Origin of the sequence: Paraburkholderia kirstenboschensis (genome assembly GCF_032806925.1) — a bacterium.
Lineage (GTDB): Bacteria > Pseudomonadota > Gammaproteobacteria > Burkholderiales > Burkholderiaceae > Paraburkholderia > Paraburkholderia kirstenboschensis.
This window is the reverse complement of sequence record NZ_CP136513.1, coordinates 2,475,350-2,501,428: the sequence shown is the minus strand read 5'-3', so window position 1 is coordinate 2,501,428 and position 26,079 is coordinate 2,475,350. Positions and strand designations below refer to the sequence as shown.

The 26,079-nt window shown below is 59.3% G+C and carries 25 protein-coding genes and 1 tRNA gene; all 26 read left to right on the top strand.

The window, feature by feature from the left end; all coding sequences use genetic code 11:
* The first annotated feature begins 33 nt into the window (after window positions 1-33).
* Complete coding sequence (gene tuf, locus RW095_RS33925) at window positions 34-1,224, top strand: elongation factor Tu (protein WP_012434572.1); 1,191 nt, start codon at window positions 34-36, stop codon at window positions 1,222-1,224.
* 64 nt (window positions 1,225-1,288) lie between these two features.
* Window positions 1,289-1,364, top strand: a tRNA-Trp gene (locus RW095_RS33920).
* A gap of 36 nt (window positions 1,365-1,400) precedes the next feature.
* Entirely contained in the window at window positions 1,401-1,781 is a 381-nt protein-coding gene (gene secE / locus RW095_RS33915) for a preprotein translocase subunit SecE (RefSeq protein WP_317020203.1), read from the top strand.
* 1 nt (window position 1,782) lies between these two features.
* On the top strand, window positions 1,783-2,340 hold the full coding sequence (nusG, locus tag RW095_RS33910) for a transcription termination/antitermination protein NusG (RefSeq protein ID WP_007180147.1): 558 nt from the start codon (window positions 1,783-1,785) through the stop codon (window positions 2,338-2,340).
* A 161-nt stretch (window positions 2,341-2,501) separates the two neighbouring features.
* Window positions 2,502-2,933 carry a 50S ribosomal protein L11 gene (gene rplK, locus RW095_RS33905; protein WP_007180146.1) on the top strand — a complete coding sequence of 144 codons (432 nt, stop codon included), beginning with the start codon at window positions 2,502-2,504 and terminating at the stop codon, window positions 2,931-2,933.
* Window positions 2,934-3,632 carry a 50S ribosomal protein L1 gene (gene rplA, locus RW095_RS33900; RefSeq protein WP_128595945.1) on the top strand — a complete coding sequence of 233 codons (699 nt, stop codon included), beginning with the start codon at window positions 2,934-2,936 and terminating at the stop codon, window positions 3,630-3,632.
* Window positions 3,633-3,934: 302 nt separating this feature from the next.
* Window positions 3,935-4,438 carry a 50S ribosomal protein L10 gene (gene rplJ / locus RW095_RS33895; protein ID WP_013340748.1) on the top strand — a complete coding sequence of 168 codons (504 nt, stop codon included), beginning with the start codon at window positions 3,935-3,937 and terminating at the stop codon, window positions 4,436-4,438.
* A gap of 63 nt (window positions 4,439-4,501) precedes the next feature.
* Entirely contained in the window at window positions 4,502-4,879 is a 378-nt protein-coding gene (rplL, locus tag RW095_RS33890) for a 50S ribosomal protein L7/L12 (protein ID WP_094781735.1), read from the top strand.
* A gap of 381 nt (window positions 4,880-5,260) precedes the next feature.
* Window positions 5,261-9,367, top strand: a complete 4,107-nt coding sequence (rpoB, locus tag RW095_RS33885) for a DNA-directed RNA polymerase subunit beta (protein ID WP_317020202.1) — start codon at window positions 5,261-5,263, stop codon at window positions 9,365-9,367.
* 21 nt (window positions 9,368-9,388) lie between these two features.
* Window positions 9,389-13,627 (top strand): DNA-directed RNA polymerase subunit beta', encoded by a 4,239-nt coding sequence (rpoC, locus tag RW095_RS33880; RefSeq protein WP_020071565.1) that lies wholly within the window; start codon window positions 9,389-9,391, stop codon window positions 13,625-13,627.
* Between the two features lie 200 nt (window positions 13,628-13,827).
* Window positions 13,828-15,675, top strand: a complete 1,848-nt coding sequence (gene recQ, locus RW095_RS33875; protein ID WP_087751799.1) for a DNA helicase RecQ — start codon at window positions 13,828-13,830, stop codon at window positions 15,673-15,675.
* Window positions 15,676-15,897: 222 nt separating this feature from the next.
* Complete coding sequence (gene rpsL, locus RW095_RS33870; protein ID WP_006998493.1) at window positions 15,898-16,278, top strand: 30S ribosomal protein S12; 381 nt, start codon at window positions 15,898-15,900, stop codon at window positions 16,276-16,278.
* Between the two features lie 178 nt (window positions 16,279-16,456).
* On the top strand, window positions 16,457-16,927 hold the full coding sequence (rpsG, locus tag RW095_RS33865; RefSeq protein WP_006053291.1) for a 30S ribosomal protein S7: 471 nt from the start codon (window positions 16,457-16,459) through the stop codon (window positions 16,925-16,927).
* A 134-nt stretch (window positions 16,928-17,061) separates the two neighbouring features.
* Window positions 17,062-19,164: an elongation factor G gene (gene fusA, locus RW095_RS33860; RefSeq protein ID WP_317020201.1), complete on the top strand. Its 2,103-nt coding sequence runs from the start codon at window positions 17,062-17,064 to the stop codon at window positions 19,162-19,164.
* 47 nt (window positions 19,165-19,211) lie between these two features.
* Entirely contained in the window at window positions 19,212-20,402 is a 1,191-nt protein-coding gene (gene tuf / locus RW095_RS33855) for an elongation factor Tu (protein WP_012434572.1), read from the top strand.
* Between the two features lie 127 nt (window positions 20,403-20,529).
* On the top strand, window positions 20,530-20,841 hold the full coding sequence (gene rpsJ, locus RW095_RS33850; RefSeq protein WP_006998489.1) for a 30S ribosomal protein S10: 312 nt from the start codon (window positions 20,530-20,532) through the stop codon (window positions 20,839-20,841).
* Between the two features lie 201 nt (window positions 20,842-21,042).
* Window positions 21,043-21,702: a 50S ribosomal protein L3 gene (gene rplC / locus RW095_RS33845; RefSeq protein ID WP_317020200.1), complete on the top strand. Its 660-nt coding sequence runs from the start codon at window positions 21,043-21,045 to the stop codon at window positions 21,700-21,702.
* The gene (rplD, locus tag RW095_RS33840; protein ID WP_007180136.1) at window positions 21,702-22,322 is read left to right on the top strand and encodes a 50S ribosomal protein L4; all 621 of its coding nucleotides are present in this window, start codon (window positions 21,702-21,704) and stop codon (window positions 22,320-22,322) included. Before rplC ends, rplD begins: the two co-directional genes overlap by 1 nt.
* Window positions 22,319-22,633, top strand: coding sequence for a 50S ribosomal protein L23 (rplW, locus tag RW095_RS33835; RefSeq protein ID WP_007180135.1), 315 nt, complete (start codon window positions 22,319-22,321; stop codon window positions 22,631-22,633). Before rplD ends, rplW begins: the two co-directional genes overlap by 4 nt.
* Before the next feature lie 2 nt (window positions 22,634-22,635).
* Window positions 22,636-23,463, top strand: coding sequence for a 50S ribosomal protein L2 (rplB, locus tag RW095_RS33830; protein ID WP_317020199.1), 828 nt, complete (start codon window positions 22,636-22,638; stop codon window positions 23,461-23,463).
* Window positions 23,464-23,473: 10 nt separating this feature from the next.
* A complete protein-coding gene (gene rpsS, locus RW095_RS33825) occupies window positions 23,474-23,749 on the top strand; it encodes a 30S ribosomal protein S19 (protein ID WP_004199273.1) in 276 nt (91 codons plus the stop codon).
* 10 nt (window positions 23,750-23,759) lie between these two features.
* The gene (gene rplV / locus RW095_RS33820; RefSeq protein ID WP_011490054.1) at window positions 23,760-24,089 is read left to right on the top strand and encodes a 50S ribosomal protein L22; all 330 of its coding nucleotides are present in this window, start codon (window positions 23,760-23,762) and stop codon (window positions 24,087-24,089) included.
* 11 nt (window positions 24,090-24,100) lie between these two features.
* Window positions 24,101-24,907 (top strand): 30S ribosomal protein S3, encoded by an 807-nt coding sequence (gene rpsC / locus RW095_RS33815; protein ID WP_020070582.1) that lies wholly within the window; start codon window positions 24,101-24,103, stop codon window positions 24,905-24,907.
* A gap of 2 nt (window positions 24,908-24,909) precedes the next feature.
* A complete protein-coding gene (rplP, locus tag RW095_RS33810) occupies window positions 24,910-25,326 on the top strand; it encodes a 50S ribosomal protein L16 (protein WP_013340739.1) in 417 nt (138 codons plus the stop codon).
* Window positions 25,327-25,336: 10 nt separating this feature from the next.
* A complete protein-coding gene (rpmC, locus tag RW095_RS33805; protein ID WP_007180130.1) occupies window positions 25,337-25,531 on the top strand; it encodes a 50S ribosomal protein L29 in 195 nt (64 codons plus the stop codon).
* Window positions 25,528-25,800: a 30S ribosomal protein S17 gene (gene rpsQ, locus RW095_RS33800; protein ID WP_317020198.1), complete on the top strand. Its 273-nt coding sequence runs from the start codon at window positions 25,528-25,530 to the stop codon at window positions 25,798-25,800. The genes rpmC and rpsQ overlap by 4 nt, the downstream gene beginning before the upstream one ends.
* The last annotated feature ends 279 nt before the right edge of the window (window positions 25,801-26,079 follow it).

Genomic DNA, 26,079 nt, shown 5'->3' with positions numbered 1-26,079 from the left:
CAACGTACGGAAAAATCCTCTTAGGAGTCGAAAATGGCCAAGGGTAAGTTTGAGCGGACCAAGCCGCACGTGAACGTCGGCACGATCGGTCACGTTGACCACGGCAAGACCACGCTGACGGCAGCGATCACGACGGTTCTGACGCAGAAGTTCGGCGGCGAAGCGAAGGCATACGACCAGATCGACGCGGCGCCGGAAGAAAAGGCACGTGGTATCACGATCAACACGGCGCACGTCGAGTACGAAACGGCTAACCGCCACTACGCACACGTTGACTGCCCGGGCCACGCTGACTATGTGAAGAACATGATCACGGGCGCCGCGCAGATGGACGGCGCGATCCTGGTGTGCTCGGCCGCTGACGGCCCGATGCCGCAAACGCGTGAGCACATCCTGCTGGCGCGTCAGGTCGGTGTGCCGTACATCATCGTGTTCCTGAACAAGTGCGACATGGTGGACGACGCTGAGTTGCTGGAGCTGGTCGAGATGGAAGTGCGCGAGCTTCTGTCGAAGTACGACTTCCCGGGCGACGACACGCCGATCATCAAGGGTTCGGCCAAGCTGGCGCTCGAGGGCGACAAGGGCGAGCTGGGCGAAGTGGCGATCATGAATCTGGCCGACGCGCTGGACACGTACATCCCGACGCCGGAGCGCGCAGTGGACGGCGCGTTCCTGATGCCGGTGGAAGACGTGTTCTCGATCTCGGGTCGCGGCACGGTGGTGACGGGTCGCGTGGAGCGTGGCGTCGTGAAGGTGGGCGAGGAAATCGAAATCGTCGGTATCAAGCCGACGGTGAAGACGACGTGCACGGGCGTGGAAATGTTCCGCAAGCTGCTCGACCAGGGTCAGGCGGGCGACAACGTCGGTATCCTGCTGCGCGGCACGAAGCGCGAAGACGTGGAGCGTGGCCAGGTGCTGGCCAAGCCGGGTTCGATCAACCCGCACACGCACTTCACGGCTGAGGTGTACGTGCTGAGCAAGGACGAAGGCGGCCGTCACACGCCGTTCTTCAACAACTATCGTCCGCAGTTCTACTTCCGTACGACGGACGTGACGGGCTCGATCGAGTTGCCGAAGGACAAGGAAATGGTCATGCCGGGCGACAACGTGTCGATCACGGTGAAGCTGATCAACCCGATCGCGATGGAAGAAGGTCTGCGTTTCGCTATCCGCGAAGGCGGCCGTACCGTCGGCGCAGGTGTCGTTGCCAAGATTCTCGAGTAACGCCAGATAGTTCTCGTTAATCTGTAGTTTCGGGGTTGGCGGTGTCGTCAACCCCAAATGGTTTAGGGGTATAGCTCAACTGGCAGAGCGTCGGTCTCCAAAACCGAAGGTTGGGGGTTCGATTCCCTCTGCCCCTGCCAACTCTCGCGTCAACTGTGGCGCTTCGTTAAGGTGTTATGGCGAATCCTTCCGTCGAAACTGTAAATACATCCGGCGACAAGCTGATGCTCGTCGCGGGCGTATTGCTGGTCTTGGCCGGGTTCGTGGGGTTCTTCTGGCTTAATGGTCAGGAATGGTACGTCCGCGGAGCCGCCTTGGCTGTTGGTGCAGTCGCGGGTGTTGCAGTCGGTCTTCTCTCCGCGCCTGGCAAGGGTTTCATCGCTTTCGCCAAAGATTCGTACAAGGAAGTCCGCAAGGTCGTCTGGCCGACTCGCAAAGAGGCGACTCAAACGACGTTGGTAGTGTTCGGCTTCGTGTTCGTGATGGCGATCTTTCTATGGGTTAGTGATAAATCCATCGAATGGGCGATTTTCTCGGTGATTCTGGGTTGGAAATGATATGAGCGATACTCCGGCATCTCCGAGCGGCAAACGTTGGTACGTCGTGCACGCCTACTCCGGTATGGAGAAGAGCGTGCAACGTGCACTTCAGGAGCGCATTGAACGCGCTGGCATGCAAGACCAGTTCGGTCAGATCCTCGTCCCAACCGAAGAGGTTGTCGAGGTGAAAGGCGGTCACAAATCGGTGACTGAGCGTCGGTTCTTCCCCGGTTACGTGCTGGTTGAGATGGAAATGACGGATGAGACGTGGCACCTCGTGAAGAACACGGCGAAGGTCACGGGCTTTGTAGGTGGTGCGCGTAATCGGCCGAGTCCGATTTCTCCGCGCGAAGTCGAGAAGATCATGTCGCAGATGCAGGAAGGCGTGGAGAAGCCGCGTCCGAAAACCCTGTTTGAAGTAGGCGAGATGGTTCGCGTGAAGGACGGTCCTTTCACCGATTTCAACGGCAGCGTCGAAGAAGTGAACTACGAAAAGTCGCGTGTCCGTGTTTCCGTTACAATCTTCGGCCGCGCTACGCCGGTCGAGCTGGAATTCGGCCAAGTCGAGAAGTTGTAATCCAGATTCTACGCAGCGCGCCGGTCGGCGCGTTTCGTATTTCGCGCTTACGGCCCGCGCAATGGCCGTTGAGGAGCGCAAGTAGCCGGGTTTCCGGCGAACGCGCGCTACTACTCACTGAACGTTCGCTTGCAATGTGACGTTCCAAAGAGGTTTTCAACATGGCAAAGAAAATCATCGGCTTTATCAAGCTGCAGATTCCTGCAGGTAAAGCCAACCCGTCGCCGCCGGTCGGTCCGGCACTGGGTCAGCGCGGTCTGAACATCATGGAGTTCTGCAAGGCGTTTAACGCGCAGACTCAAGCACTGGAACCGGGTCTGCCGATTCCGGTCGTGATTACCGCGTTTGCTGACAAGAGCTTCACATTCGTCCTGAAGACGCCGCCGGCAACGGTTCTGATCAAGAAGGCAGCGAAGATCGACAAGGGTTCGAGCAAGCCGCACACCGACAAGGTCGGCAAGATCACCCGCGCTCAAGCTGAAGACATCGCCAAGACCAAGATGCCCGATCTGACGGCAGCTGATCTGGACGCAGCGGTTCGTACTATCGCTGGTAGCGCCCGCTCGATGGGCATCACCGTGGAGGGCGTGTAAATGGCTAAGCTTTCTAAGCGTCTGCAGGCTTTTGCAGCAAAGGTTGACCGTCAGAAGCTGTACCCGATCGACGACGCTCTGTCGCTGGTTAAGGAGTGCGCAAGCGCGAAGTTCGACGAATCGATCGACGTGGCAGTGCAGCTCGGCATCGACGCGAAGAAATCGGACCAGGTAGTTCGCGGTTCGGTCGTGCTCCCGGCAGGTACGGGCAAGTCGGTTCGCGTCGCCGTGTTCGCACAGGGCGAAAAGGCCGAACAGGCTCGCGCAGCCGGCGCTGAAGTCGTCGGTATGGAAGACCTGGCTGAACAGGTCAAGGCTGGCAAGCTGGACTTCGACATCGTGATCGCTTCGCCGGACACGATGCGTGTGGTCGGTACGCTCGGTCAGATCCTCGGCCCGCGCGGCCTGATGCCGAACCCGAAGGTTGGCACGGTCACGCCGGACGTCGCAACGGCGGTGAAGAATGCCAAGGCTGGTCAAGTGCAATTCCGTGTCGACAAGGCCGGTATCATTCACGCCACCATCGGTCGTGCTTCGTTCGAGCCGACGGCTCTGCGTAGCAATCTGAGCGCTCTCATCGACGCGCTGCAGAAGGCTAAGCCGGCGACGAGCAAGGGTGTTTACCTGCGTAAGGTTGCACTGTCGAGCACGATGGGTGTCGGCGTTCGCGTCGATCAGACGTCGCTCGCTGCACAGTAAGTAATTCATCGCCTCGATGAAAGTCGGGGCGTTTATGGGCTTTGGGCGGTTGCGAGATGACAGTAGTTGGCATCGCGCAACCGGTTGTCAAAGACCGTTGGCGGGTTCGCAGCAGGTAGGCGGACTCTTAATGCAAAGCCAACGCAGATGGCGAACCCGAAAAGGTTTTGCAGTGATGAAGCCGTTAGATGCTTGCAGCAGTGCGGGTGTCGAGCGGTCGAAATACTCCTGACTGGTCGGACGCCGTTATTGAACGCGGTACACAAGGCGCACGCCGCGTGTATCGAATCTGGAGGTTAACCGTGCCACTCAACAAAGAAAGCAAGCAGGCCGTCGTCGCTGAGGTTGCCGCGCAAGTCGCGAAAGCCCAGACCGTGGTTCTGGCTGAGTATCGTGGGATCACGGTTGGCGATCTGACCAAGCTGCGCGCGAAAGCGCGTGAGCAACAGGTTTACCTTCGCGTGTTGAAAAACACGCTGGCGCGTCGCGCTGTCGAAGGGACCCCGTTCGCTCCGCTGGCAGAGCAGATGACTGGCCCCCTGATCTACGGCATCTCGGAAGATGCAATTGCTGCTGCTAAGGTCGTCAATGACTTCAGCAAGAGCAATGACAAGTTGGTCATCAAGGCTGGCGCCTACGAAGGCAACGTGATGGACAAGGCGGGCGTGCAAGCGCTGGCCAACATCCCGAGCCGCGAGGAGCTGCTCTCCAAGCTGTTGTTCGTTATGCAAGCACCTGTTTCTGGCTTCGCGCGCGCTCTGGCCGCGCTGGCAGAAAAGAAACAAGGCGAAGAATCCGCTGCGTAATGCACTTCAGCCGAGCGTAATTGATCGCTAGCTGTATCCGAATTCAATTTAGGAGTATTTCAAATGGCAATCGCAAAAGAAGACATCCTCGAAGCCGTAGGCTCGATGTCGGTTCTGGAACTGAACGAGCTGGTTAAGGCGTTCGAAGAAAAGTTTGGCGTGTCGGCAGCTGCTGTTGCAGTGGCAGGCCCCGCAGGTGCAGGCGGCGGCGCTGCTGCAGCTGAAGAGCAAACCGAATTCACGGTCAACCTGGTGGAAGTTGGCGCGAACAAGGTTTCTGTCATTAAGGCAGTTCGTGAACTGACGGGTCTCGGCCTGAAGGAAGCGAAGGATCTGGTCGACGGTGCACCGAAGCCTGTGAAGGAAGCGGTACCGAAGGCTGCTGCTGAAGAAGCCAAGAAGAAGCTGGAAGAAGCCGGCGCGAAGGCTGAAATCAAGTAAGTTTCAGCGCGCTGTGCGAAGGCTGGCGGTTTTCCACCGCCGGCCTTTTTGTGCTTTGTGGGGGACGCGTCTTTGCATCGATGTTTGGCAATAATGCGACTCCCAGAAGCCAAAGAAAACCGCCTATCGGCAACATCGACCGGCGCTTCTCTTTGTCTTCTGAAGCGACTGCAGAAGGCAAGTTTGGTCGGGTAGCGGTTAAGGTTCCATATGCGACAGGCATCCGCTGCCGTCAGCCAGCGGTTGGTAGAGGCCAACCACCAAGCTTCTAGGCTCGTTCAAGCCATCGGACGGCCATCGGGTCTCAGTCGGTGAACACTCGGGTTGTCTCATCAAGGTATCCTGCCTCGACAACAATGCCCGCCGTGATTCGGAGATCGTATGCAATATTCCTTCACCGAGAAGAAGCGTATTCGCAAGAGTTTTGCGAAGCGCCCCATCGTTCACCAAGTACCTTTCCTGCTGGCTACCCAGCTTGAATCATTCAGCACGTTTCTGCAAGCAGACACGTCCTCCACGCAACGCAAGCCGGAAGGCCTGCAGGCCGCGTTCACATCCGTTTTCCCGATTGTTTCGCACAACGGGTTCGCACGTCTCGAGTTCGTCAGCTACATGCTGTCGCCGCCGGCATTCAACATCAAGGAATGTCAGCAGCGCGGTTTGACGTACTGTTCGGCACTGCGCGCTAAAGTGCGCCTGGTGCTGCTCGACAAGGAATCGCCGAGCAAGCCGGTCGTCAAGGAAGTGAAGGAACAGGAAGTGTACATGGGCGAAATTCCGCTCATGACGCCGACGGGTTCGTTCGTCATCAATGGCACGGAGCGTGTGATCGTATCGCAGCTGCACCGTTCGCCTGGCGTGTTCTTCGAACACGACAAGGGCAAGACGCACAGCTCGGGCAAGCTCCTGTTTTCGGCACGTATCATTCCCTACCGCGGTTCGTGGCTCGATTTCGAGTTCGACCCGAAGGACGTGCTGTACTTCCGCGTCGACCGTCGCCGCAAGATGCCGGTCACGATCCTGTTGAAGGCAATCGGCCTCACGCCGGAACAGATCCTCGCAAACTTCTTCGTGTTCGATAACTTCACGCTGATGCCGGAAGGCGCGCAAATGGAGTTCGTGCCGGAGCGTCTGCGTGGCGAAGTCGCGCGTTTCGACATCACGGACCGTGATGGCAACGTGATCGTCCAGAAGGACAAGCGGATCAACGCGAAGCACATTCGCGATCTGGACAACGCGAAGACCAAGTTCATCTCGGTCCCGGAAGACTATCTGCTTGGCCGCGTGCTGGCGAAAAACGTCGTCGACGGCGACACCGGTGAAGTCATCGCCAACGCGAACGACGAAATCACGGAAACCGTCCTCGAGAAGCTGCGCGAGTCGAAGATCAAAGACATCCAGACGCTCTACACGAACGATCTGGACCAGGGTCCGTACATCTCGTCGACGCTGCGTATCGACGAAACCGCGGACAAGATGGCCGCTCGCATCGCAATCTACCGCATGATGCGCCCGGGCGAACCGCCGACCGAAGAAGCGGTCGAGGCGCTGTTCAACCGCCTGTTCTATAGCGAAGACGCATACGACCTGTCCAAGGTGGGCCGTATGAAGTTCAATCGTCGCGTGGGCCGCGACGAGATCGTCGGACCGATGACGCTGCAAGACGACGACATCCTCGCCACGATCAAGATCCTGGTCGAACTGCGTAACGGCAAGGGCGAAGTCGACGACATCGACCACTTGGGCAATCGCCGTGTGCGTTGCGTCGGCGAACTGGCGGAAAACCAGTTCCGCGCCGGTCTCGTGCGTGTCGAACGTGCTGTGAAGGAACGCCTCGGCCAGGCCGAAAGCGAAAACCTGATGCCGCACGACCTGATCAACTCGAAGCCGATTTCGTCGGCGATTCGCGAGTTCTTCGGTTCGTCGCAGCTGTCGCAGTTCATGGACCAGACGAATCCGCTGTCGGAAATCACCCACAAGCGCCGTGTCTCGGCACTTGGCCCGGGCGGTTTGACGCGTGAGCGCGCAGGCTTTGAAGTCCGCGACGTCCACCCGACGCACTATGGTCGTGTCTGTCCGATCGAAACGCCTGAAGGTCCGAACATCGGCCTGATCAACTCGCTCGCTCTGTACGCGCACCTGAACGAATACGGCTTCCTCGAAACGCCGTATCGCAAGGTTGTGGACGGCAAGGTGACCGACCAGATCGATTACCTGTCGGCGATCGAAGAAGGCCGTTACGTGATCGCTCAGGCGAACGCGGCAGTGGCTGAAGACGGCACGCTGACCGACGAACTCGTGTCGTCGCGTGAAGCGGGCGAAACGCTGATGGTCACGCCGGACCGCATCCAGTACATGGACGTGGCGCCGTCGCAGATCGTGTCGGTGGCAGCATCGCTGATTCCGTTCCTCGAGCACGACGACGCGAACCGCGCGTTGATGGGCTCGAACATGCAGCGTCAGGCTGTGCCGTGTCTGCGTCCTGAAAAGGCCGTGGTGGGTACGGGTATCGAGCGCACGGTGGCGGTCGACTCGGGTACGACGGTTCAGGCGTTCCGCGGCGGTGTGGTCGATTACGTCGACGCCGGCCGTATGGTGATCCGCGTGAATGACGACGAAGCCGTTGCTGGCGACGTCGGCGTGGACATCTACAACCTGATCAAGTACACGCGTTCGAACCAGAACACGAACATCAACCAGCGCCCGATCGTGAAGGTCGGCGACATCGTGTCGCGTGGCGACGTGCTGGCTGACGGTGCATCGACCGATCTGGGTGAACTGGCTCTCGGCCAGAACATGCTGGTCGCGTTCATGCCGTGGAACGGCTACAACTTCGAAGACTCGATTCTGATCTCGGAGAAGGTGGTTGCCGACGACCGTTACACGTCGATCCACATCGAAGAACTGAACGTCGTGGCTCGCGACACGAAGCTCGGACCGGAAGAAATCACGCGCGACATCTCGAACCTGGCCGAAGTGCAACTCGGCCGTCTGGACGAGTCGGGCATCGTCTACATCGGCGCGGAAGTCGAAGCAGGCGACGTGCTGGTCGGTAAGGTCACGCCGAAGGGCGAAACCCAGCTGACGCCGGAAGAAAAGCTGCTGCGCGCGATCTTCGGTGAAAAGGCTTCGGACGTGAAGGACACGTCGCTGCGCGTGCCGTCGGGCATGAGCGGCACGGTGATCGACGTCCAGGTGTTCACGCGTGAAGGCATTCAGCGCGACAAGCGTGCGCAACAGATCATCGACGATGAGCTGAAGCGTTATCGCCTCGACCTGAACGACCAGCTGCGCATCGTGGAAGGCGACGCGTTCCAGCGTCTCGCACGTATGCTCGACGGCAAGGTCGCGAACGGCGGTCCGAAGAAGCTGGCAAAGGGCACGAAGATCGAACAGGCCTACCTGCAAGATCTGGATCATTACCACTGGTTCGACATCCGCCTCGCGGACGAAGAAGCAGCGGCACAGCTCGAAGCTATCAAGGACTCGATCGAACAGAAGCGTCACCAGTTCGATCTGGCGTTCGAAGAAAAGCGCAAGAAGCTCACGCAAGGCGACGAACTGCCGCCGGGCGTGCTGAAGATGGTCAAGGTGTATCTGGCAGTCAAGCGCCGCCTGCAGCCTGGCGACAAGATGGCCGGCCGTCACGGTAACAAGGGTGTCGTGTCGAAGATCGTGCCGATCGAAGACATGCCGTACATGGCCGACGGCCGTCCGGCTGACGTCGTTCTGAACCCGCTCGGCGTGCCGTCGCGGATGAACGTGGGTCAGGTTCTCGAAGTGCATCTGGGTTGGGCCGCGAAGGGTCTCGGCTGGCGTATCGGCGAAATGCTGCAGCGTCAGGCGAAGATCGCTGAACTGCGCGAATTCCTGACCAAGATCTACAACGAGTCGGGCCGTGCCGAAGAGCTGGACAGCTTCACCGACGAGGAAATCGTCGAACTGGCGAAGAACCTGCGCGAAGGCGTGCCGTTCGCAACGCCGGTGTTCGACGGTGCGACGGAAGAAGAAATGTCGCGCGCGCTGGATCTGGCATTCCCGGACGACATCGCGAAGAACCTCGGCATGACGCCGTCGAAGAATCAGGTTCGTCTATACGACGGCCGCACCGGCGAAATGTTCGAACGTACGGTGACTGTCGGCTACATGCACTACCTGAAACTGCACCACCTGGTCGACGACAAGATGCACGCGCGTTCCACGGGCCCGTACTCGCTCGTTACGCAGCAGCCGTTGGGCGGTAAGGCGCAGTTCGGTGGCCAGCGTTTCGGTGAAATGGAAGTGTGGGCGCTCGAAGCGTACGGCGCATCGTACGTGCTGCAGGAAATGCTGACGGTGAAGTCGGACGACGTGACCGGCCGGACCAAGGTGTACGAGAACCTGGTCAAGGGCGATCACGTGATCGATGCAGGCATGCCGGAATCCTTCAACGTGTTGGTGAAGGAAATCCGCTCGCTGGGTATCGACATCGACCTCGACCGCAACTAATCGGACTACTGGAGAGAAGCGATGAAAGCTTTGCTCGATCTATTCAAGCAAGTCCAACAACCTGAAGTTTTTGACGCGATCAAGATCGGTCTGGCCTCGCCGGACAAGATCCGTTCGTGGTCGTTCGGTGAAGTGAAGAAGCCGGAAACCATCAACTACCGGACGTTCAAGCCGGAACGCGATGGTTTGTTCTGCGCGAAGATTTTCGGACCAATCAAAGACTACGAATGCCTTTGCGGCAAGTACAAGCGCCTGAAGCACCGTGGCGTGATCTGCGAGAAGTGCGGCGTCGAAGTGACGCTGGCGAAGGTGCGTCGCGAACGGATGGGCCACATTGAACTGGCCTCGCCGGTTGCGCACATCTGGTTCCTGAAGTCGCTGCCGTCGCGTCTGGGCATGGTGCTCGACATGACGCTGCGCGACATCGAACGCGTGCTGTACTTCGAAGCATACGTGGTGATCGATCCCGGCATGACGCCGCTGAAAGCGCGGCAGATCATGACCGAAGAGGATTACTACAACAAGGTCGAAGAGTACGGTGACGAATTCCGTGCCGAAATGGGCGCGGAAGGCGTTCGCGAGCTGCTGCGCGCGATCAACATCGACGAACAGGTCGAAATGCTCCGTACCGAACTCAAGAACACGGGTTCGGAAGCGAAGATCAAGAAGTACGCGAAGCGCCTGAAGGTGCTCGAGGCTTTCCAGCGTTCGGGCATCAAGCCTGACTGGATGGTGCTCGAAGTGCTGCCGGTGCTCCCGCCGGAACTGCGTCCTCTGGTGCCGCTGGACGGCGGCCGCTTCGCGACGTCGGACCTTAACGACCTGTATCGCCGCGTGATCAACCGTAACAACCGGTTGAAGCGTCTGCTCGAACTGAAGGCGCCTGAAATCATCGTCCGCAACGAAAAGCGGATGCTGCAGGAAGCCGTCGATTCGCTGCTCGACAACGGTCGTCGCGGTAAGGCAATGACCGGCGCGAACAAGCGTCCGCTGAAGTCGCTCGCTGACATGATCAAGGGTAAGGGCGGTCGTTTCCGTCAGAACTTGCTCGGCAAGCGTGTTGACTATTCGGGCCGTTCGGTGATCGTGGTGGGCCCGACGCTCAAGCTGCATCAGTGCGGTCTGCCCAAGCTGATGGCGCTCGAACTGTTCAAGCCGTTCATCTTCAACAAGCTCGAAGTGATGGGTGTTGCTACCACCATTAAGGCTGCGAAGAAGGAAGTCGAGAATCAGACGCCGGTGGTGTGGGACATCCTTGAAGAGGTGATCCGCGAGCATCCGGTCATGCTGAACCGCGCGCCTACGCTGCACCGTCTTGGCATTCAGGCTTTCGAGCCGGTGCTGATCGAAGGTAAGGCAATCCAGCTGCACCCGCTCGTTTGCGCGGCGTTCAACGCCGACTTCGACGGTGACCAGATGGCTGTTCACGTTCCGCTGTCGCTCGAAGCGCAGATGGAAGCACGCACGCTGATGCTGGCGTCGAACAACGTCCTGTTCCCGGCTAACGGCGATCCGTCGATCGTGCCGTCGCAGGATATCGTGCTCGGTCTGTACTACGCGACCCGTGAAGCTGTGAACGCGAAGGGCGAAGGCCTGACGTTCACGGGCGTCTCGGAAGCGCTGCGTGCATACGAGAACAAGGAAGTCGAGCTCGCCTCGCGCGTCAACGTGCGGATCACCGAAATGGTCCACAACGAAGACAAGTCGGAAGGTGCGCCGGCGTTCGTGCCGAAGATCTCGCTGTACGCGACGACCGTCGGCCGTGCAATCCTGTCGGAAATTTTACCGCCGGGCCTGCCGTTCTCGGTGCTGAACAAGCCGCTGAAGAAGAAGGAAATCTCGCGTCTGATCAACACCGCATTCCGCAAGTGCGGTCTGCGTGAAACGGTGATTTTCGCCGACCAGTTGATGCAGTCGGGTTTCCGTCTCGCCACGCGCGCAGGTATCTCGATCTGCGTCGACGACATGCTCGTGCCGCCGCAGAAGGAAACCATCGTCGGCGACGCCGCGAAGAAGGTGAAGGAATACGACCGTCAGTACATGTCGGGTCTCGTCACGTCGCAAGAGCGCTACAACAACGTGGTCGACATCTGGTCGGCAACGTCGGAAGCGGTCGGCAAGGCGATGATGGAGCAGCTCTCGACGGAACCGGTGGTCGATCGCGACGGCAACGAAACGCGTCAGGAATCGTTCAACTCCATCTACATGATGGCGGACTCGGGTGCTCGTGGTTCCGCGGTTCAGATTCGTCAGCTGGCCGGTATGCGTGGCCTGATGGCGAAGCCGGACGGCTCGATCATCGAGACGCCGATTACGGCGAACTTCCGCGAAGGTCTGAACGTGTTGCAGTACTTCATCTCGACCCACGGTGCACGTAAGGGTCTGGCTGATACGGCACTGAAGACGGCAAACTCCGGTTACCTGACGCGACGTCTCGTCGACGTGACGCAGGATCTGGTGGTGGTCGAGGACGATTGCGGTACGTCCAACGGCGTTGCCATGAAGGCGTTGGTCGAAGGCGGTGAAGTCGTCGAAGCACTGCGTGATCGTATTCTCGGTCGCGTGGCGGTGGCTGACGTCGTCAATCCGGAATCGCAGGAAACGCTGTACGAAGCGGGCAGCCTGCTCGACGAAGATGCGGTCGAGGAAATCGAACGCCTCGGCATCGACGAGGTGCGCGTGCGTACGCCGCTGACTTGCGAAACGCGTTACGGTCTGTGCGCAGCCTGCTACGGCCGCGACCTGGGCCGTGGCTCGCTCGTGAACGTCGGTGAGGCAGTCGGTGTGATCGCCGCTCAGTCGATCGGTGAACCGGGCACGCAGCTGACCATGCGTACGTTCCACATCGGTGGTGCGGCGTCGCGTGCGGCAGTGGCTTCGTCGGTTGAAGCCAAGTCGAACGGTACGGTGCGTTTCACGTCGACGATGCGTTACGTCACCAACGCGAAGGGCGAGCAGATCGTCATCTCGCGTTCGGGCGAAGCAATGATCACCGACGACCACGGTCGCGAGCGCGAACGCCACAAGGTGCCGTACGGCGCGACGCTGTTGCAGCTGGACGGCGCGCAGATCAAGGCCGGCACGCAACTGGCGACGTGGGACCCGATGACGCGTCCGATCATCACCGAGTACGGTGGTACGGTGAAGTTCGAGAACGTCGAAGAAGGGGTGACCGTTGCGAAGCAGATCGACGACGTGACGGGTCTTTCGACTCTGGTCGTGATCGACGTGAAGCGTCGTGGTTCGCAAGCTTCGAAGACGGTGCGTCCGCAGGTCAAGCTGCTCGACGCGAACGGCGAGGAAGTGAAGATCCCGAACACCGAGCACTCGGTGCAGATCGGCTTCCAGGTCGGCGCTCTGATCACCGTGAAGGACGGTCAGCAAGTGCAGGTCGGTGAAGTGCTCGCACGTATCCCGACTGAATCGCAGAAGACGCGTGACATTACCGGCGGTCTGCCGCGTGTGGCGGAACTGTTCGAAGCACGTTCGCCGAAGGACGCAGGTATCCTGGCGGAAGTCACGGGTACGACGTCGTTCGGTAAGGACACGAAGGGCAAGCAGCGTCTCGTTATCACGGACCTCGAAGGCAATCAGCACGAGTTCCTGATCGCGAAGGAAAAGCAGGTTCTGGTTCACGATGGTCAGGTCGTCAACAAGGGCGAAATGATCGTGGACGGGCCGGCGGATCCGCACGACATCCTGCGTTTGCAGGGCGTCGAGGCGCTGTCGCGTTACATCGTGGACGAAGTGCAGGACGTGTACCGTCTGCAAGGCGTGAAGATCAACGACAAGCACATTGAAGTGATTGTTCGTCAGATGCTGCGTCGCGTGCAGATTACGGACAACGGCGATACGCGTTTCATCCCGGGCGAACAGGTCGAGCGGTCGGATATGCTCGACGAAAACGACCGTATGATCGCGGAAGACAAGCGTCCGGCAACGTACGAAAACGTGTTGCTCGGTATCACGAAGGCGTCGCTGTCGACCGATTCGTTCATCTCCGCGGCGTCGTTCCAGGAAACGACCCGCGTGCTGACCGAAGCGGCGATCATGGGCAAGCGCGACGACCTGCGTGGTCTGAAGGAAAACGTGATCGTCGGCCGTCTGATTCCGGCCGGTACGGGTCTCGCGTTCCACAAGGCACGCAAGAGCAAGGAACTGTCCGACCGCGAGCGTTTCGATCAGATCGCAGCGGAAGAGTCGTTCGAATTCGGTACGCCGGAAACCCCGGCCGCCGAACAACAGCACTCAGGCGAGTAAGTCCCGGCGGCGCAAGCCGCTTGGGGCTCTAGCCAGCGAAGCCGCTCAGTTTCGACTGAGCGGCTTTTTTTTGCGCCGCTTTGTTACGCGTTCTTGTCCATTCGTAGGCCAGATGGCTAACGTTCTTGCAAAGCGCGGGCGCAGCGCGAATGCGTTGGTAAAATTCGTGTCACCCGCTTTACGCTGCTTCTCTCAAATTCATGTCCCGTCCGCTCGAAATCCTCAACGAAGTTTTTGGTTACCCCGCGTTCAGAGGACAGCAAGGCGAAATTGTCGAACACGTCGCCGGCGGCGGCGACTGTCTCGTGTTGATGCCGACGGGCGGCGGCAAATCGCTGTGTTATCAGATCCCGTCGCTGGTGCGACGCGAGGGCGGCTTCGGCACAGGTATCGTCGTCTCGCCGTTGATCGCCCTGATGCAGGATCAAGTGGCCGCGCTCACGGAAGTCGGCGTGCGCGCCGCTTACCTGAACTCCACGCTTTCGAGCGCCGAAGCAATGGCCACCGAGCGCGCCTTGCGCGACGGCGACATAGATCTCCTCTATGTGGCGCCCGAACGTTTGATGACGCCGCGATTCCAGGAATTGCTGGAGCGTACTCGCATCGGACTTTTCGCGATCGACGAAGCGCATTGCGTGTCGCAATGGGGGCACGACTTCCGCCCTGAATATATTCAGCTCTCGGTACTGCACGAGCGCTTTCCGAATGTGCCGCGCATCGCGCTGACGGCCACCGCGGACGCCATCACGCGCGACGAGATTATTCACCGCCTTGCGCTCGACGACGCGCGCATTTTCGTCTCGAGTTTCGACCGGCCGAATATCCGTTATCGCATCGTCGAAAAGGACAACGCGCGCACGCAGTTGCTCGACTTTATTCGCGCCGAACACACGCGGGCGGATGGTACGACCGACGCTGGGGTGGTGTATTGCCTGTCCCGGCGCAAGGTCGAAGAGACGGCCGAATGGCTGAAGGAAAAGGGTATGCGCGCATTGCCGTATCACGCGGGCATGGAATTCGAGACGCGCCAGAAACATCAGGAGATGTTTCAACGCGAGGAAGGCATTGTGATGTGCGCGACCATCGCGTTCGGCATGGGCATCGACAAGCCGGACGTGCGTTTTGTCGCTCACCTCGATTTGCCGAAGAGCGTCGAAGGGTACTACCAGGAAACCGGTCGAGCCGGCCGCGACGGCATGCCGGCCAATGCATGGATGGCCTATGGTCTCGGCGACGTCGTCCAGCAGCGCAAGATGATCGACGAGTCTGACGCGGACGACGCGCACAAGCGCGTCCAGACCGGCAAGCTGGATGCGCTGCTCGGCCTGTGCGAAGCGGCGACGTGCCGGCGCGTGCGCCTTCTCGCGTATTTCGGCGAATCGAGCAAGCCTTGCGGTAATTGCGACAACTGCCTTGAGCCACCCGATACGTGGGACGCGACGCGCGAGTCGCAGATGGCGCTGTCGTGTGTGTTTCGCGCGCAGCGGGCGAGCGGTTTTCACTTCGGCGCAGGTCATCTCATAGACATTCTGCGCGGCAATCGCAGTGAGAAGATCCTGCAGCGCGGGCATGAAAAGCTGACCACATTCGGTATCGGCGCGGCGCTCGGCGAACCGGAGTGGCGCGCGGTGTTTCGTCAGCTGGTGGCGTTCGGCTATCTGACAGTCGATCACGAGGGGTTCGGCTCGCTGGTTCTCACCGAGGCTAGTAAGCCCGTTCTGAAAGGCGAGCAGAATGTCACGATGCGCCGCTATGTGAAGCCCACGCGTACCCGCCAGTCGTCCGGTCGAACCAGCGAACGAGCGGATCCGACGATCGGCATGGGTCCGCGGGAACGCGCGCGCTGGGATCGGTTACGCGCTTGGCGCACAGAAACCGCGAAGAGCGACGGTGTACCCGCCTATGTGATTTTCCACGACGCGACGCTCGCGGAGATTGCTCGCAACGGTCCCGATTCCATTGAGGATTTGCGCGGCATTCCGGGCATGGGCGCGCGCAAGCTCGATCGTTTCGGGGACGAACTGCTGGAAGTCGTTGCCGCTGATTAAGTCAAGCGCCGTCGCCAGCTAAGGTGCGCAGGTCTGCGAAACATTGCAACGTGTTGACTCCTTTAGCCTTTTCGGAATATTATGCTAGGTTCCGGTCTTTGGGATGCTCGCGCGCGGACTCCGTCCACGTACTTGCAATCGAAGCCGGAAGTTCGATGCGCAATCGTTTCTGCTTTGCCCGGAAACACATGCGTCGATTTTGTTCAATTTCAGGAATAGACAATGCCAACCATCAATCAACTGGTTCGCAAAGGCCGCGCGTCGGAAACGACGAAGAGCAAGAGCCCGGCCTTGCAGGACTGCCCCCAGCGTCGCGGCGTGTGCACCCGTGTGTACACCACGACGCCGAAAAAGCCGAACTCGGCACTGCGTAAGGTTGCGAAGGTGCGCCTCACGAACGGTTTCGAAGTCATTTCGTACATCGGTGGTGAAGGCCACAACCTGCAGGAACACTCGGTCGTGCTGATTCGCGGCGGCCGTGTGAAGGACTTGCCGGGTGTGCGTTACCACATGGTTCGCGGCTCGCTGGATACCCAGGGCGTCAAGGATCGTAAGCAGGCTCGCTCGAAGTACGGCGCGAAGCGTGCAAAAGCTGGCAAGTAATTGGCCGGTCAGGTAGTTCAGGTCGCCTGCAAGGGCGGTAATAGCGGTGGTGCCGGAATCGCCGGTGCTGTCGAGTAAGTGGTCACCCGACCGGGCTGGTAAGTCGTTAGAGATGAATCGGGTTAGTTGGTGGCCGCGGGGCTAAAACAGCTCCAACTGAAAAGTTAAAGGAAGAAACATGCCGCGTCGTCGCGAAGTCCCCAAGCGGGAAGTGTTGCCGGATCCGAAGTTCGGTAACGTTGATGTAGCTAAGTTCATGAACGTGCTGATGCTCTCCGGCAAGAAGTCGGTTGCCGAGCGCATTGTGTACGGCGCTTTCGAACAGATCCAGACCAAGGGTGGCAAGGACCCGCTGGAAGTGTTCACGGTAGCGCTCAACAACGTCAAGCCGGTGGTCGAAGTCAAGAGCCGCCGCGTTGGTGGTGCGAACTATCAGGTTCCGGTCGAAGTGCGCCCGTCGCGTCGTATGGCATTGGCGATGCGTTGGCTGCGTGAAGCCGCGAAGAAGCGCAGCGAGAAGTCGATGGCCCTGCGTCTGGCAGGTGAGCTTTCCGAAGCGGCCGAAGGCCGTGGCGGCGCAATGAAGAAGCGCGACGAAGTTCACCGGATGGCAGAAGCCAACAAGGCGTTCTCGCATTTCCGTTTCTAAGCTTCCCGAATCCGGGTTTAGCAGACAAAACGGAAAGAAATTCCGGGCGGGTGCGCTTACAAAGCGCCTCGCCCGTTTGTGTTACAGCGCGATGGGTATTTTCTCGCATCGCGTCATCCCAATAGAGGATCAAAGTGGCTCGCAAGACACCTATCGAGCGCTACCGTAACATCGGTATTAGCGCTCACATCGACGCCGGCAAAACGACGACGACCGAGCGCATCCTGTTTTACACGGGCGTGAACCACAAGATTGGTGAAGTTCACGACGGCGCTGCCACCATGGACTGGATGGAGCAGGAGCAGGAACGCGGCATCACGATTACGTCGGCTGCTACGACGGCGTTCTGGAAAGGCATGGCCGGCGACCGCGCTGAGCACCGCATCAACATCATCGACACCCCGGGCCACGTCGACTTCACGATTGAAGTTGAGCGCTCGATGCGCGTGCTCGACGGCGCGTGCATGGTGTACTGCGCTGTGGGCGGCGTGCAGCCCCAGTCGGAAACCGTGTGGCGTCAGGCTAACAAGTACAAGGTTCCCCGTCTCGCGTTCATCAACAAGATGGACCGTACCGGCGCGAACTTCTTCAAGGTCTACGACCAGCTGAAGCTGCGTCTGAAGGCAAACCCGGTTCCAGTCGTGGTGCCTATCGGCGCGGAAGAAAACTTCACGGGCGTCGTCGACCTGATGAAGATGAAGGCGATCATTTGGGACGACGCGTCCCAAGGCACCAAATTTTCGTACGAAGAAATTCCGGCTGAACTCGCCGACACGTGCAATGAATGGCGTGAAAAGATGGTCGAAGCTGCGGCTGAATCGAGCGAAGATCTGATGAACAAGTACCTCGAGTCGGGCGAACTGACGGAAGAGGAAATCATCAAGGGTCTGCGTGACCGTACGATCGCTTGTGAAATCCAGCCGATGTTGTGCGGCACCGCGTTCAAGAACAAGGGCGTGCAACGCATGCTGGACGCCGTGCTCGATTTCCTGCCGTCGCCGATCGACATCCCGCCGGTTACCGGCGAGCTGGAAAACGGTGAGCAAGGCGAGCGCCGCGCTGCTGACGACGAAAAGTTCTCGGCCCTGGCATTCAAGATCATGACCGACCCGTTCGTCGGCCAGCTGATTTTCTTTCGCGTGTACTCGGGCGTGGTGAATTCGGGCGACACCGTGCTGAACGCGACCAAAGACAAGAAGGAACGTCTGGGTCGTATTCTGCAGATGCACGCGAACCAGCGCGAAGAAATCAAGGAAGTTCGCGCGGGCGACATCGCAGCAGCAGTCGGCCTGAAGGACGCGACGACCGGCGACACCTTGTGCGATCCGCAAAACCCGATCGTGCTCGAGCGCATGATTTTCCCGGAGCCGGTGATTTCGCAGGCGGTTGAGCCGAAGACGAAGCCTGACCAGGAAAAAATGGGTCTGGCGCTGAACCGTCTGGCACAAGAAGATCCGTCGTTCCGCGTTCAAACGGACGAAGAATCGGGCCAAACCATTATTTCGGGCATGGGCGAACTCCACCTGGAAATTCTGGTTGACCGTATGAAGCGCGAATTCGGCGTGGAAGCGACCGTCGGCAAGCCGCAGGTTGCTTACCGTGAAACGATTCGTGGCAAGGCAGAAGACGTTGACGGCAAGTTCGTCAAGCAGTCGGGTGGTCGCGGCCAGTACGGCCACGCGGTCATCACGCTCGAGCCGAACGAGCAAGGCAAGGGTTACGAGTTCCTCGACGAGATCAAGGGCGGCGTGATTCCGCGCGAATACATTCCGGCGGTGGACAAGGGTATTCAGGAAACGCTGAAGGCAGGCGTGCTGGCAGGCTTCCCGGTTGTCGACGTCAAGGTTCACCTGACGTTCGGTTCGTACCACGACGTTGACTCGAACGAAAATGCGTTCCGCATGGCCGGCTCGATGGCGTTCAAGGAAGCAATGCGCAAGGCGCAACCGGTCATCCTCGAACCGATGATGGCTGTGGAAGTCGAAACGCCGGAAGACTACATGGGCAACGTGATGGGCGACCTGTCGGGCCGTCGCGGTATCGTCCAGGGTATGGACGATATGGTCGGCGGTGGCAAGATTGTTCGCGCCGAAGTGCCGCTGTCGGAAATGTTCGGCTACTCGACGTCGCTGCGTTCGCTGACCCAAGGTCGCGCAACGTATACGATGGAGTTCAAGCACTACTCCGAAGCACCGCGTAACGTGTCCGAAGCGATCATCAACGCGAAGTCGAAGTAATTGCGCGGCAAGTCATTCAACGATTAACTTTTTGAAAGAAGAGAAACATGGCTAAAGGTAAATTCGAACGGACCAAGCCGCACGTGAACGTCGGCACGATCGGTCACGTTGACCACGGCAAGACCACGCTGACGGCAGCGATCACGACGGTTCTGACGCAGAAGTTCGGCGGCGAAGCGAAGGCATACGACCAGATCGACGCGGCGCCGGAAGAAAAGGCACGTGGTATCACGATCAACACGGCGCACGTCGAGTACGAAACGGCTAACCGCCACTACGCACACGTTGACTGCCCGGGCCACGCTGACTATGTGAAGAACATGATCACGGGCGCCGCGCAGATGGACGGCGCGATCCTGGTGTGCTCGGCCGCTGACGGCCCGATGCCGCAAACGCGTGAGCACATCCTGCTGGCGCGTCAGGTCGGTGTGCCGTACATCATCGTGTTCCTGAACAAGTGCGACATGGTGGACGACGCTGAGTTGCTGGAGCTGGTCGAGATGGAAGTGCGCGAGCTTCTGTCGAAGTACGACTTCCCGGGCGACGACACGCCGATCATCAAGGGTTCGGCCAAGCTGGCGCTCGAGGGCGACAAGGGCGAGCTGGGCGAAGTGGCGATCATGAATCTGGCCGACGCGCTGGACACGTACATCCCGACGCCGGAGCGCGCAGTGGACGGCGCGTTCCTGATGCCGGTGGAAGACGTGTTCTCGATCTCGGGTCGCGGCACGGTGGTGACGGGTCGCGTGGAGCGTGGCGTCGTGAAGGTGGGCGAGGAAATCGAAATCGTCGGTATCAAGCCGACGGTGAAGACGACGTGCACGGGCGTGGAAATGTTCCGCAAGCTGCTCGACCAGGGTCAGGCGGGCGACAACGTCGGTATCCTGCTGCGCGGCACGAAGCGCGAAGACGTGGAGCGTGGCCAGGTGCTGGCCAAGCCGGGTTCGATCAACCCGCACACGCACTTCACGGCTGAGGTGTACGTGCTGAGCAAGGACGAAGGCGGCCGTCACACGCCGTTCTTCAACAACTATCGTCCGCAGTTCTACTTCCGTACGACGGACGTGACGGGCTCGATCGAGTTGCCGAAGGACAAGGAAATGGTCATGCCGGGCGACAACGTGTCGATCACGGTGAAGCTGATCAACCCGATCGCGATGGAAGAAGGTCTGCGTTTCGCTATCCGCGAAGGCGGCCGTACCGTCGGCGCAGGTGTCGTTGCCAAGATTCTCGAGTAAAATCGCGGATTGACTTTGAAGTACGTGGTGCCCGGAGCCGGGCGCCAGCTCTGAGTGGGCGCCCGGCTCTACGTTCTTTTGCTATCTGGCGGCGCAATACCGCCTCGCTCTTTTCCAAGGAATTGTCATGCAGAACCAGAAAATCCGCATTCGCCTGAAGGCTTTCGACTATCGCTTGATCGACCAATCGGCTGCTGAAATCGTCGACACGGCAAAGCGGACTGGCGCAATCGTTCGTGGTCCGGTGCCCCTGCCGACCCGCATTCAACGCTTCGACATCCTGCGTTCGCCGCACGTCAACAAGACGTCGCGTGATCAGCTCGAAATCCGCACGCACCAGCGCCTGATGGACATCGTCGATCCGACGGACAAGACCGTCGACGCACTGATGAAGCTGGACTTGCCGGCTGGCGTGGACGTCGAAATCAAGCTGCAATAAGGCCTCCAAGCGTTGCCCGGCGTAACAGGCAACGCTAAGTCATTGATTGCTTGCAGAAAACGAAAAGCCTCGCTATAATGCAAGGCTTTTCGCGCATTTGCGCAAAAAAGTCGGTGTGCTGCAGCATGGATTCATGCCCGAAACGGCACCGGCATTTTGTAAATTAGCCCCGACCAATCGCAGTCGGGAATGGAGAAAACGATGAGCCTTGGACTCGTAGGTCGCAAGGTTGGCATGACCCGTATCTTCACGGCAGAAGGGGATTCGATTCCCGTTACCGTGCTGGACGTGTCCGACAACCGCGTGACGCAGATCAAGACTGTTGAAACCGACGGCTACACGGCCGTGCAGGTTGCATTCGGTACGCGCCGTGCATCGCGTGTGACGAAGCCGTTGGCCGGTCATCTCGCCAAAGCCGGTGTTCAAGCCGGTGAAATCCTCAAAGAATTCCAGATCGACGCCGCTAAGGCTGCCGAGTTGTCCAACGGCACCGTGGTTGGTCCTGACCTGTTCGAAGTGGGCCAGAAGGTCGACGTGCAAGGCGTGTCGATCGGTAAGGGCTACGCCGGTACCATCAAGCGTTACAACTTCGCATCCGGCCGTGCATCGCACGGTAACTCGCGCTCGCACAACGTGCCGGGTTCGATCGGCATGGCGCAGGATCCGGGTCGTGTTTTCCCGGGTAAGCGCATGACCGGTCACATGGGTGACGACACGGTAACGGTGCAAAACCTCGAAATCGCTCGTATCGACGCTGACCGCAAGCTGTTGCTGGTCAAGGGCGCCGTTCCGGGTGCGAAGGGTGGCAAGGTATTCGTTACGCCGGCCGTGAAGACGCGTGCCGTGAAAGGAGCGAGATAATGGAACTTAAGCTCCTGAATGCCAATGGTCAGGAAGGTGCAGGCGTTAGCGCGTCGGACGTCGTGTTCGGCCGCGATTACAACGAAGCCCTGATTCACCAGGTGGTGGTTGCGTATCAAGCGAATGCCCGCAGCGGCAACCGCGCGCAGAAGGATCGTGAGCAAGTCAAGCACACGACCAAGAAGCCGTGGCGCCAGAAGGGTACGGGCCGCGCCCGTGCCGGTATGTCGTCGAGCCCGTTGTGGCGCGGCGGTGGCCGGATCTTCCCGAATTCGCCGGAAGAAAACTTTTCGCACAAGGTCAACAAGAAGATGCATCGCGCAGGTCTCTGCTCGATCTTCTCGCAGCTGGCCCGCGAAGGCCGTATCTCGGTTGTCGACGAGCTGACGCTCGAAGCGCCGAAGACCAAGCTGCTGGCCGAAAAATTCAAGGCGATGGGTCTCGACTCCGTGCTGGTGATTACCGACACGGTTGACGAAAACCTGTACCTCGCGTCGCGCAACCTCGCCCATGTGGCGGTTGTCGAGCCGCGTTACGCCGACCCGCTGTCGCTGATCTACTTCAAGAAGATCCTGATCACGAAGGCTGCGGTCGCCCAGATCGAGGAGTTGCTGTCATGAGCGAGATTCGCAAAAACGATCATCGTTTGATGCAGGTCCTGCTCGCGCCGGTGATCTCCGAAAAGGCGACGCTGGTGGCCGACAAGAACGAGCAAGTCGTGTTCGAAGTCGCGCCCGATGCCACGAAGCAGGAAGTGAAAGCTGCAGTCGAGCTGCTGTTCAAGGTGGAGGTCAATTCCGTCAACGTGCTGGTCTCGAAGGGCAAAGCCAAGCGCTTTGGCCGCTTCATGGGCAAGCGCAAAGACGTGAAGAAGGCGTATGTCTGCCTGAAGCCCGGCCAGGAAATCAACTTTGAAGCGGAGGCCAAGTAATCATGGCAATCGTTAAAGTTAAGCCGACTTCGCCGGGTCGCCGCGCGATGGTCAAGGTGGTCAACAAGGATCTGTACAAGGGCAAGCCGTTCGCACCGCTGCTCGACTCGCAATCCTCGACCGCCGGCCGCAACAACAACGGCCACATCACCACGCGTCACAAGGGTGGTGGTCACAAGCATCACTACCGTGTCGTCGATTTCCGTCGCAACAAGGACGGTATCCCAGCGAAGGTCGAACGTCTCGAATACGATCCGAACCGTAGCGCGAACATCGCGCTGGTTCTGTATGCAGACGGCGAGCGCCGTTACATCATCGCTCCGAAGGGTCTTACCGTCGGCCAGCAGCTGATGTCCGGTTCTGAAGCGCCGATCCGCGCAGGCAACACGCTGCCGATCCGCAACATTCCGGTCGGTACGACGATTCACTGCATCGAAATGCTGCCGGGCAAGGGTGCGCAAATGGCGCGTTCGGCTGGTACGTCGGCGATGTTGCTGGCTCGTGAAGGCATCTACGCACAGGTCCGCCTGCGCTCAGGTGAAATCCGCCGCGTTCACGTTGAGTGCCGCGCGACGATCGGTGAAGTTGGCAACGAAGAGCATAGCCTCCGTCAAATCGGTAAGGCTGGCGCAAACCGCTGGCGCGGTATCCGCCCGACGGTGCGCGGCGTTGCAATGAACCCGGTCGATCACCCGCACGGTGGTGGTGAAGGCAAGACGGCTGCAGGTCGCGATCCGGTGAGCCCGTGGGGCACGCCTGCTAAGGGTTATCGCACCCGCAGCAACAAGCGCACGACGAGCATGATCGTCCAGCGCCGTCACAAGCGTTAAGGAGTAGGCAATGGCACGTTCTGTAAAAAAAGGTCCGTTCTGCGACGCCCATTTGCTGAAGAAAGTTGAGGCGGCAGCAGCTTCGCGGGATAAGAAGCCGATCAAAACCTGGTCGCGTCGCTCGACGATCCTCCCGGATTTCATCGGTCTGACGATCGCCGTTCATAACGGCCGTCAACACGTTCCGGTGTACATCTCGGAAAACATGGTCGGCCACAAGCTTGGCGAGTTCGCACTGACCCGTACGTTCAAGGGTCACGCAGCCGACAAGAAGGCTAAGAAATAAGGGGCTCAAGATGGAAGTGAAAGCAATTCATCGCGGTGCCCGCATCTCGGCGCAGAAAACGCGCCTTGTGGCTGACCAGATCCGCGGTTTGCCGGTCGACAAGGCGCTGAACGTTCTGACGTTCTCGCCGAAGAAGGCTGCGGGAATCGTGAAAAAGGTCGTGCTGTCGGCGATCGCGAATGCGGAGCATAACGAAGGCGCCGATATCGATGAGCTCAAGATCACGAGCATCTACATCGACAAGGCTGCGTCGCTCAAGCGTTTTACTGCGCGCGCTAAAGGCCGCGGTAACCGCATCGAGAAGCAATCCTGTCACATCACTGTGACGGTCGGGAATTAAGGGGTCATACGATGGGACAGAAAATTCATCCGACTGGCTTCCGTTTGGCCGTCAGCCGCAATTGGGCGTCGCGTTGGTACGCGAACAACAACAATTTCGCGGCGATGTTGCAGGAAGACATCGGTGTTCGTGAATACCTGAAGAAGAAGCTGAAGAACGCTTCGGTTGGTCGCGTCGTTATCGAGCGTCCGGCGAAAAACGCGCGAATCACGATTTATAGCTCGCGTCCGGGTGTGGTCATCGGTAAGAAGGGCGAGGATATCGAACTGCTGAAGTCGGAACTGCAACGCCGCATGGGCGTTCCGGTCCACGTCAACATTGAAGAAATCCGCAAGCCGGAAACCGATGCGCAACTCATCGCCGACTCGATCACGCAACAGCTCGAGCGCCGGATCATGTTCCGCCGCGCGATGAAGCGTGCGATGCAAAACGCAATGCGTCTGGGTGCTCAAGGCATCAAGATCATGAGCGCTGGCCGTCTGAACGGTATCGAAATCGCCCGTACGGAATGGTATCGCGAAGGTCGCGTTCCGCTTCATACGCTGCGTGCAGATATCGACTACGCAACTTCGGAAGCGAAGACGACGTACGGCATCATCGGCGTGAAGGTGTGGGTCTACAAGGGCGATACACTCGGCCGCAACGACGCACCGGTGGTTGAAGAAGTCGCCGAAGAAAAGCGTCCGCGCCGCAACGCACGTCCGGGTGGCGATCGCCGTCCGCGTCGCGATGGTGAAGGTGGTGGCCCGGCAGGTGCACGCCGTGGCGCTCCTCGTCGTGCTGGCGGTGCCGGCGGCGACGGGAAGACTGGAGAATAACGATGCTGCAACCGAAACGCAGAAAGTATCGCAAAGAGCAGAAAGGTCGTAACACCGGTGTCGCTACCCGCGGTAACGCGGTGTCGTTCGGTGAGTTCGGCCTGAAGGCTATCGGTCGTGGTCGCCTGACCGCGCGCCAGATTGAAGCGGCACGTCGTGCAATGACGCGTCACATCAAGCGTGGTGGCCGCATCTGGATCCGCATCTTCCCGGACAAGCCGATCTCGCACAAGCCGGCTGAAGTACGTATGGGTAACGGTAAAGGTAACCCTGAGTACTACGTCGCAGAGATTCAACCGGGCAAGATGCTGTACGAAATGGACGGCGTAACCGAAGAGCTGGCACGCGAAGCGTTCCGTCTGGCTGCAGCTAAGCTGCCGCTCAAGACGACCTTCATCGTGCGTCAGCTCGGCGCCTAAGGAGCAAATGATGAAGGCTTCCGAACTTCACCAGAAAGACCAGGCCGCGCTCAACAAGGAGCTGTCGGACCTGCTGAAGGCGCAATTCGGCCTGCGCATGCAACTCGCGACCCAGCAGCTCACGAACACGAGCCAGCTGAAGAAGGTTCGTCGCGACATCGCACGTGTGCGGACCGTCCTGACTGAGAAGGCGAACCAGAAATGAACGATAGCGTAAAAACCTCGCTCAAGCGGACGCTGGTCGGCAAGGTCGTCAGCAACAAGATGGACAAGACGGTCACCGTGCTGGTTGAGCACCGCGTGAAGCACCCGATCTACGGCAAGTACGTTGTGCGCTCGAAGAAGTACCACGCGCACGACGACGCGAACACGTACAACGAGGGTGACCTCGTTGAAATTCACGAAACTCGTCCGATTTCGAAGACGAAGGCTTGGGTTGTGGCCCGCCTGGTCGAGGCTGCTCGCGTCATCTGACGCCGCTAAGTAGTAGAAGTTGTTGAAATCGCAGTAGATTTCGCTTGCAAGACCGAGATTATTTGTTATAATTTCGGTCTTCCCTCTTTATGGGAGCCCCGTCGCGGGCGAAGTTGGTGGGGGAAGCGGTTCAGGCGCCAGTCTGTCCCGAAGGATTCACCGGATTGCGATGGCGGGTTTCGTTTGCCGTCGCTGCTGTTCTAACCCAAGCAGCCGATTGGCTGACGGGACCAAGACTGACCGGGTACGCCATGGTGGTGTGACCGGATTAAGTTGGGA

Coding starts and splice junctions, on each gene's coding strand:
- recQ (WP_087751799.1), top strand. CDS start 13,828: ATGTCCCGTCCGCTCGAAATCCTCAACGAAGTTTTTGGTTACCCCGCG.
- tuf (WP_012434572.1), top strand. CDS start 34: ATGGCCAAGGGTAAGTTTGAGCGGACCAAGCCGCACGTGAACGTCGGC.
- rplV (WP_011490054.1), top strand. CDS start 23,760: ATGGAAGTGAAAGCAATTCATCGCGGTGCCCGCATCTCGGCGCAGAAA.
- rplD (WP_007180136.1), top strand. CDS start 21,702: ATGGAACTTAAGCTCCTGAATGCCAATGGTCAGGAAGGTGCAGGCGTT.
- rpoC (WP_020071565.1), top strand. CDS start 9,389: ATGAAAGCTTTGCTCGATCTATTCAAGCAAGTCCAACAACCTGAAGTT.
- rpsC (WP_020070582.1), top strand. CDS start 24,101: ATGGGACAGAAAATTCATCCGACTGGCTTCCGTTTGGCCGTCAGCCGC.
- rpoB (WP_317020202.1), top strand. CDS start 5,261: ATGCAATATTCCTTCACCGAGAAGAAGCGTATTCGCAAGAGTTTTGCG.
- rplC (WP_317020200.1), top strand. CDS start 21,043: ATGAGCCTTGGACTCGTAGGTCGCAAGGTTGGCATGACCCGTATCTTC.
- rpsL (WP_006998493.1), top strand. CDS start 15,898: ATGCCAACCATCAATCAACTGGTTCGCAAAGGCCGCGCGTCGGAAACG.
- rplA (WP_128595945.1), top strand. CDS start 2,934: ATGGCTAAGCTTTCTAAGCGTCTGCAGGCTTTTGCAGCAAAGGTTGAC.
- rpsS (WP_004199273.1), top strand. CDS start 23,474: ATGGCACGTTCTGTAAAAAAAGGTCCGTTCTGCGACGCCCATTTGCTG.
- secE (WP_317020203.1), top strand. CDS start 1,401: ATGGCGAATCCTTCCGTCGAAACTGTAAATACATCCGGCGACAAGCTG.
- rpsQ (WP_317020198.1), top strand. CDS start 25,528: ATGAACGATAGCGTAAAAACCTCGCTCAAGCGGACGCTGGTCGGCAAG.
- nusG (WP_007180147.1), top strand. CDS start 1,783: ATGAGCGATACTCCGGCATCTCCGAGCGGCAAACGTTGGTACGTCGTG.
- rplP (WP_013340739.1), top strand. CDS start 24,910: ATGCTGCAACCGAAACGCAGAAAGTATCGCAAAGAGCAGAAAGGTCGT.
- rplW (WP_007180135.1), top strand. CDS start 22,319: ATGAGCGAGATTCGCAAAAACGATCATCGTTTGATGCAGGTCCTGCTC.
- rpsG (WP_006053291.1), top strand. CDS start 16,457: ATGCCGCGTCGTCGCGAAGTCCCCAAGCGGGAAGTGTTGCCGGATCCG.
- tuf (WP_012434572.1), top strand. CDS start 19,212: ATGGCTAAAGGTAAATTCGAACGGACCAAGCCGCACGTGAACGTCGGC.
- rplB (WP_317020199.1), top strand. CDS start 22,636: ATGGCAATCGTTAAAGTTAAGCCGACTTCGCCGGGTCGCCGCGCGATG.
- rpsJ (WP_006998489.1), top strand. CDS start 20,530: ATGCAGAACCAGAAAATCCGCATTCGCCTGAAGGCTTTCGACTATCGC.
- rplL (WP_094781735.1), top strand. CDS start 4,502: ATGGCAATCGCAAAAGAAGACATCCTCGAAGCCGTAGGCTCGATGTCG.
- rplK (WP_007180146.1), top strand. CDS start 2,502: ATGGCAAAGAAAATCATCGGCTTTATCAAGCTGCAGATTCCTGCAGGT.
- rpmC (WP_007180130.1), top strand. CDS start 25,337: ATGAAGGCTTCCGAACTTCACCAGAAAGACCAGGCCGCGCTCAACAAG.